The sequence below is a fragment of the Spiroplasma endosymbiont of Megaselia nigra genome (genome assembly GCF_003987485.1).
Lineage (GTDB): Bacteria > Bacillota_I > Bacilli_A > Mycoplasmatales > Mycoplasmataceae > Spiroplasma.
Window position 1 is genome coordinate 1 of sequence record NZ_RCOO01000064.1, and the last position, 6543, is coordinate 6543.

At 29.0% G+C, this 6543-nt stretch carries 4 protein-coding genes; 1 reads left to right on the top strand and 3 read right to left on the bottom strand.

Features of this window, described 5'->3' with window-relative positions:
• Positions 1 to 133 precede the first annotated feature (133 nt).
• The 3 genes from parC to parE are packed head-to-tail and all read right to left on the bottom strand — an operon-like array spanning position 134 to position 5606.
• Positions 134 to 2749, bottom strand: coding sequence for a DNA topoisomerase IV subunit A (parC, locus tag D9R21_RS03810; protein WP_241568732.1), 2616 nt, complete (start codon positions 2747 to 2749; stop codon positions 134 to 136).
• Between the two features lie 2 nt (positions 2750 to 2751).
• Positions 2752 to 3657 (bottom strand): hypothetical protein, encoded by a 906-nt coding sequence (locus tag D9R21_RS03815; RefSeq protein ID WP_126821169.1) that lies wholly within the window; start codon positions 3655 to 3657, stop codon positions 2752 to 2754.
• 11 nt (positions 3658 to 3668) lie between these two features.
• Positions 3669 to 5606, bottom strand: coding sequence for a DNA topoisomerase IV subunit B (gene parE / locus D9R21_RS03820; RefSeq protein WP_126821170.1), 1938 nt, complete (start codon positions 5604 to 5606; stop codon positions 3669 to 3671).
• Positions 5607 to 5730: 124 nt separating this feature from the next.
• Here parE and plsY point away from each other — a divergent pair, with 124 nt between their 5' ends.
• On the top strand, positions 5731 to 6492 hold the full coding sequence (plsY, locus tag D9R21_RS03825) for a glycerol-3-phosphate 1-O-acyltransferase PlsY (RefSeq protein WP_126821171.1): 762 nt from the start codon (positions 5731 to 5733) through the stop codon (positions 6490 to 6492).
• Positions 6493 to 6543: the final 51 nt, after the last annotated feature.

Here is a 6543-nt window from a genome sequence, read left to right on the forward strand (position 1 = left end):
GCGATGTTTGTTCAATTTCTTTTACTGTATTTTTTCGAAATTCTGCAGTATATGTTTTAAATTTTTGTTCTTTTCCTGCCATTAAAAAATGCACCTCCTCTAAAAGTTTAGTAAAGTTCTTTTTTAATTTTACTTACTTTTTGGGGTGCAGTCTTTTTTCTGAGGTGATTGTTTCCTGATTATAACTTTTTTCATTTGGTTCTGTCTTATTAACAGCAGCATTATTCGTTGGTTTTGTTACTTCAATTAGGGGTTTGAGATTGTTTACATTATCATGTTCATTATGATGAAGCGGATGCTTTTTTGCAGCTGCACTACTACTTTCTAATCCTTTTTTTGATGGGATTAGTTTTAAATCATAATAATGGGGAATAACAATATCAACAATATTTTCAAAGCCTAAAGTATGATTAGCAGTAACTAATTTATGAATAGGAATTTTATCAGTATTAAATATCTCAATTTCATCATTTTGATTTAACATATGTAAAATATCTTTCCCTTTTGTTAAAAACGTTCAGCGGACAAGTTCATTAATATCTTTATTTAACTTATATAATCGTGTTCCTTTTACTGGCCGTGTTGATGTAGGAATTTCTGTTAGATCAATTTTTTTCCCAGTATTAAGATTAGTAATTAATACTAAATTATCATCTTCACAATAACCGGCATTAATAACTACATCATCACGTAGATTAATTGATTTTACCCCTGCTGTTCGTAACCCTAATGTGGGAATTTGTTTTTTACGATATTTAACAATAAAACCGTTTGCTGTTGTTATGACAACATATGGATGATGATCAACTAATTGGCTAGCAACAACTTCATCATCATTTTTTAAATTAATAGCTTTAAGAGCCTTGCTAATTCGTGTTGCTTCAAAATCTTTAACAGCTGTCTTTTTAATCATTCCATTTTTAGTTGCCAACATAATGTATTGTTCTTTTTTATTAAAATCATTTAATAAGAAAGCACTAATAATTTTTTCTTCTCCTGGTAACTCAGAAATAGTATTAACATGTTCACCAATATCACGTAACCGAACAGTTTTAATTTTATAAACCGGAATAATAACATAATTTCCTTTTGAAGTAATTAATAAAATTTTATCAGAAGTATTAGCTTGAAAATCAGCAATTCATAAATCCCCTGGTTTTCGTTTAAATTCTTCAGTTGCTAACCGTGCTAATTGATTATTTTCTAACGCTTTTAAATACCCATCTCGTGAAATTCAAATGTTCAAATCTTTTTCAATAATTGTTTCTGTTTTTTGAATTTCAATTGCTTCAATTTCATTCTCAATCACACTACGACGACGTGAAACAAACTTTTTCTTAATTAATTCTAATTGGTGAATAATAACACTATTTAATTTATTAATATCACGTAAAATTGCTTTTAATTCAGCAATTGTTGCAATTAATTCTTTTTGTTCTGCTTTTAATTGTAAAATATCTGTTGAAGTTAACCGGTATAATCGTAACTGGACAATTGCTTCGGCTTGAATTTGGATAAAACCGAATTTTTTCCCTAAATTATGAATTGCATCACTGCGATCTTTTGAATGGCGAATAACGGCAATTACTTCATCTAAAATACTAATTGTTTTGATTAACCCAGCAACAATTTCTGAGCGTTTTTGTGCACGTGCTAATTCAAAGCGAGAACGATGAGTAACAACTGCTTGTTGATGTTCAACATAGTGGGTTAAGATTTCCTTTAATCCTAATTGTCGTGGTTGTTTATTTGCAATAGCAACCATATTAAAATTATATGAAATTTGTAAATTAGTATTTTTTAATAAAAATTTCCGTACGGTTTCAACATTAGCTTGTTTACCTAATTCAATCACAATTCGTAACCCTTCGCGGTCTGTTTCATCACGAACTTCCTTAATATTTAATCCTGGTTCATTATATTTAATATCATCAATCTTTTTAACTAAGTCTTGTTTAATAACTTCATATGGAATTTCAGTAATTACTAAAACATTGTTTTCAAATTCAATTTTGCTACGAACAATAATTTTGCCTTTTCCTGTTTGATATGCCTCTAAAATTCCACTTTTTCCCTGAATAATTCCCCCCGTTGGGAAATCAGGTCCTTTAACATATTTTACTAAATCCTTAACCGTACTGTCTGGTTTTTCAATAAAATGAATTGTTGCATTAATAATTTCATGTAAATTATGTGGTGGAATATTTGTTGCATATCCAGCAGCAATTCCAGTTGAACCATTAACTAATAAATTTGGAAATAAAGCTGGTAATACAACAGGTTCTTGTTCTGAATCATCAAAATTAGGAGCAAAAGCAACTGTTTTTTTATCAAGATCTTGTAATAAAAATGAGGAAATTTCACTTAAACGAGTTTCAGTATAACGCATTGCAGCCGCTGGGTCCCCATCAATTGAACCATTGTTTCCATGCATATCAATTAATGGATAACGGACTTTTCAATCTTGCGATAACCTTACCATTGCATCATAAACTGATGTATCACCATGCGGATGATATTTACCAATTACTTCTCCGACAATCCGTGCCGTTTTTTTATAACTCGTATTAAAAGTTAATCGTAATTCATTCATTGCAAATAAAATACGGCGTTGCACTGGTTTTAAACCATCACGAACATCAGGCAAGGCTCGATCTTGAATAATATATTTGGCATAACGACCAAAGCGTTCTGACATAATATCATTTAAACTATAAACTAATTCATTTTCTTTTTCGTTATTACTCATTTTTAAATTCCTCTCTGTAAATCAACTTTCATCATTTCATTCTTGATTATAAACTTTTTATAATCAATTTGATAAAATAACTTTTGCCCTAATTTTGTTAATATTCAATAATCCTTATGTTTATCATAAGTAAAGAGTTGCTGTTGATGAGTTAATAATAACAATGTCCGGAAATATGCTAAGATTCGGTCATTAAGATTATTACAAATTTCCATTAACTGTAACAACTCTGCTAAAATATTTGTTTTGATTATAAATTCTTGTTGATAATAAATTGTTGTTGCTGATTTAATCATATATTTACCCATTTTAGATAACCAATCAATTTCACATTGATAAAATAAGGTTCCTTCAATTAATAATAATTTATAAATTGTTAAATTTAATGTATTTAATTGTTGATTAATTTTTAGTGGTAAATTGTTAGGTTTAATTAATGTTCTTTTTTTAATATTAATTCCCATATTAATTTTTTGCCAAGCAAATAAAATTATTAATATATTATAATTATAATATTCTAATTCAAATGCAACAATTTTATCGTTAAAAAAATGAATGACTTCTTTTGTTAACAAGTACAAGTTACTACTTGGTTCTAATTGATAAAGCGGTGTTACTTGTTGCATATTTTTTTTTCAAAAAACTTCTTTTTCCGTAGTTTGTTGCGCTGCTAATAGTAAACTTTCATAACATCAATTTAATGCTATTTCATCTGCTATCGCAAGTTCAATCGTTGTTGCAATTGTATTTTCACTATCTTCACTGCCATTACCTGTTCAAACTTCTAATGTCAATCTTGTTTTTGTTTCTTTTATTTTAATAAGTCATAACTGAAAATTTTGATATTGACTAAGAGTTAGATTGGTTTGATTTAGGGTATTAATTAATTTTTTGATTGCTTGTAACATTGTTATCCTACTTAATTAATGATTGCTTGAAAATCATCTTCTAAAGTAAATTTAACATTTTCATCAATTCAATCTTTTCGTTTTTTAGCATCATCTCCCATTAAGGTGACAATCCGTCTTTCAGCCATAACAGCATCATCAATTGTTACTAAAATTAGCTGACGAGTTTGGGGATCCATTGTTGTTTCTCATAATTGTCCTGCGTTCATTTCCCCTAGCCCTTTATAACGCTGTAATTCAAATTTACCATGAAATTGACTTAATTTATTTTTTAATTCTGTTTCATCTCATGCGTATTCAATATGTTTATTTTTGGTGCTAGTAATTTTAAATAAAGGTGGTAAAGCAAGATAAACCCTATGATTTTCAATTAATGGTCGCATATAACGATAAAAAAATGTTAGCAATAAAGTTTGAATATGCGCACCATCCGTATCCGCATCAGTCATAATAATTACTTTGCCATAATTGGCATCATTAATATCAAAGCCATTTCCGACTCCAGCCCCAATGGCATTAATCATTACATTAATTTCTTCATTATTCATTAAATCTTGAAGTTTTGCTTTTTCAGCATTAATCACTTTCCCGCGTAACGGTAAAATTGCTTGAAAACGACGATCACGCCCTAACTTGGCACTTCCCCCCGCCGAATCTCCTTCAACTAAAAAAATCTCATTATTAAATTTATTTCGATTTTGAGCTGGGGTTAATTTTCCGGTTAATAAGCGATCACTATTACCACGTTTTTTGCTATTACGAGCTGCTTCGCGTGCTTTCCGAGCCTCTTCACGAACATTACGAGCTAATAATGCTTTTTCAATAATAGTATAAGCATTTGCCTTATTTTCTGTTAATCAAAATCCAAATTGCTTTGCTACAATTGTTTCAACAACAAGTCGTGCTTCATAAGTTCCTAATTTTCCTTTCGTTTGACCTTCATACTGAATTAAATTTTCAGGAATTTTTACTGAAACAATGGCTGTTAATCCTTCCCGTGTATCAACCGAATCAAGATTCTTATCTTTTTCTTTTAATAAACCTTCTTTGCGAGCATAATCATTAATTACTTTTGTTAATCCTGTTCGGAATCCAGAAACATGACTGCCACCTTCACTTGTTTTAACATTATTGGCAAAACTAAGTAAATTTTCATTAAATTCAGTTGAATATTGTAACGCTATTTCAACTTCAATTTGTTTTTCTATCCCTTTTAACATAATAATTGGAGTAATACTTTTTTTACCTTCATTCATATAAGTAATGAATTCTTCCAAACCATTATTAAATAAATATGATACTTTTTTATCAGTGCGTTGGTCAGTTAATGTCAACTTAACCCCACTATTTAAAAATGCTGATTCACGAATTCGTTCTGAAATTGTGGAAAAAGAAAAATCAATTACTTTAAAAATCTTATGATCAGGTAAAAAAGTAACTGTTGTTCCTGTTTTTGTTGTTGTACCAATTTTTGTTAACGGTTCTTTAACTTGCCCACCATTTGCAAATTTAATACTTCAAACTTTGTGGTCACGATAAATTGTGACATCAAAAGTTGACGATAAAGCATTAACAACAGAAGAACCAACACCATGTAATCCTCCTGATGTTTTATAACCATCACCACCAAATTTTCCCCCAGCATGTAAAACTGAAAAAATTACTTCTGGCGTTGATTTACCAGATGAATGAATTCCGGTTGGAACACCACGACCATTATCTGCCACTGTAATCGCATTATTTTTATAAATAATAATATCAATTTCATTACAATAACCAGCTAATGCCTCATCGATTGAATTATCAATAATTTCTCAAACTAAATGATGTAATCCACGAACATCAGTTGAACCAATATACATTCCTGGACGTTTTCGAACCGCATCTAGTCCTTCTAAAATCTGAATTGATGATTCATCATACTTTAATGTTTTATCTTCAATACTCATATTCTCTATCATTCCTTTTAAATATAATTTTCACTATTAATATCTTATATTATAATGCTTTTATTTACAATTATTTACTAAATTATTTCTAATTGCTATATAATAGTAAAAGAGAGGTGAGGGAATGACATTATATGGATATTTAGGGACAGCTATTACGGCAATAATTGGTTACTTAATTGGTTCTTTTAGTTGATCAATCTTTATTAGTAAAAAAATTTATAAAATTGATGTGCGAGATTATCATTCTAAAAATGCCGGAGCCACAAATACTAGTCGTGTTTTAGGAAAAAAATGAGGTTTTGCCATTATGTTTTTAGATATGCTAAAAGTTACTATTACAATGTTTATTGCCTTTGGTAATAGTTGTATTAATATTAATGGGGTTAATTTTGGTTCAACTAGTTATTATATTCCAGCTTTTTTTGTTTTAATTGGTCATTCTTATCCAATTTATTATAAATTTAAAGGGGGTAAAACAGTTTCATCTTTTTTAGGGTTATTATGAATGACTAACCCATATTATTTTTTAATTGCTACAGTTGTTTGATGAAGCACAATTTTTATTTGAAAACGAGTTTCTGTTTCTTCAATTTTAGCAGCATTTTTTACAGGAGCATTATGTTGAATCCCACAATTAAGTGGCATTGATGTTATTAACTTTAATGGTAATTTACTTCAAAATTCTCATCTTGTTTGAGTGAATTACTTACATTATGTTAATTATGACAATTACTATGATAGTTTAGCTTTAATTAATATTATTATTACTTTAAGTGCTATTTTCTTAATCTTAAAGCATCATCAAAATATTGTTCGTTTATTAAAAGGAACAGAAAAGACTGCACCCCAAAAAGTAAGTAAAATTAAAAAAGAACTTTACTAAACTTTTAGAGGAGGTGCATTTTTTAATGGCAGGAAAAGAACAAAAATTTAA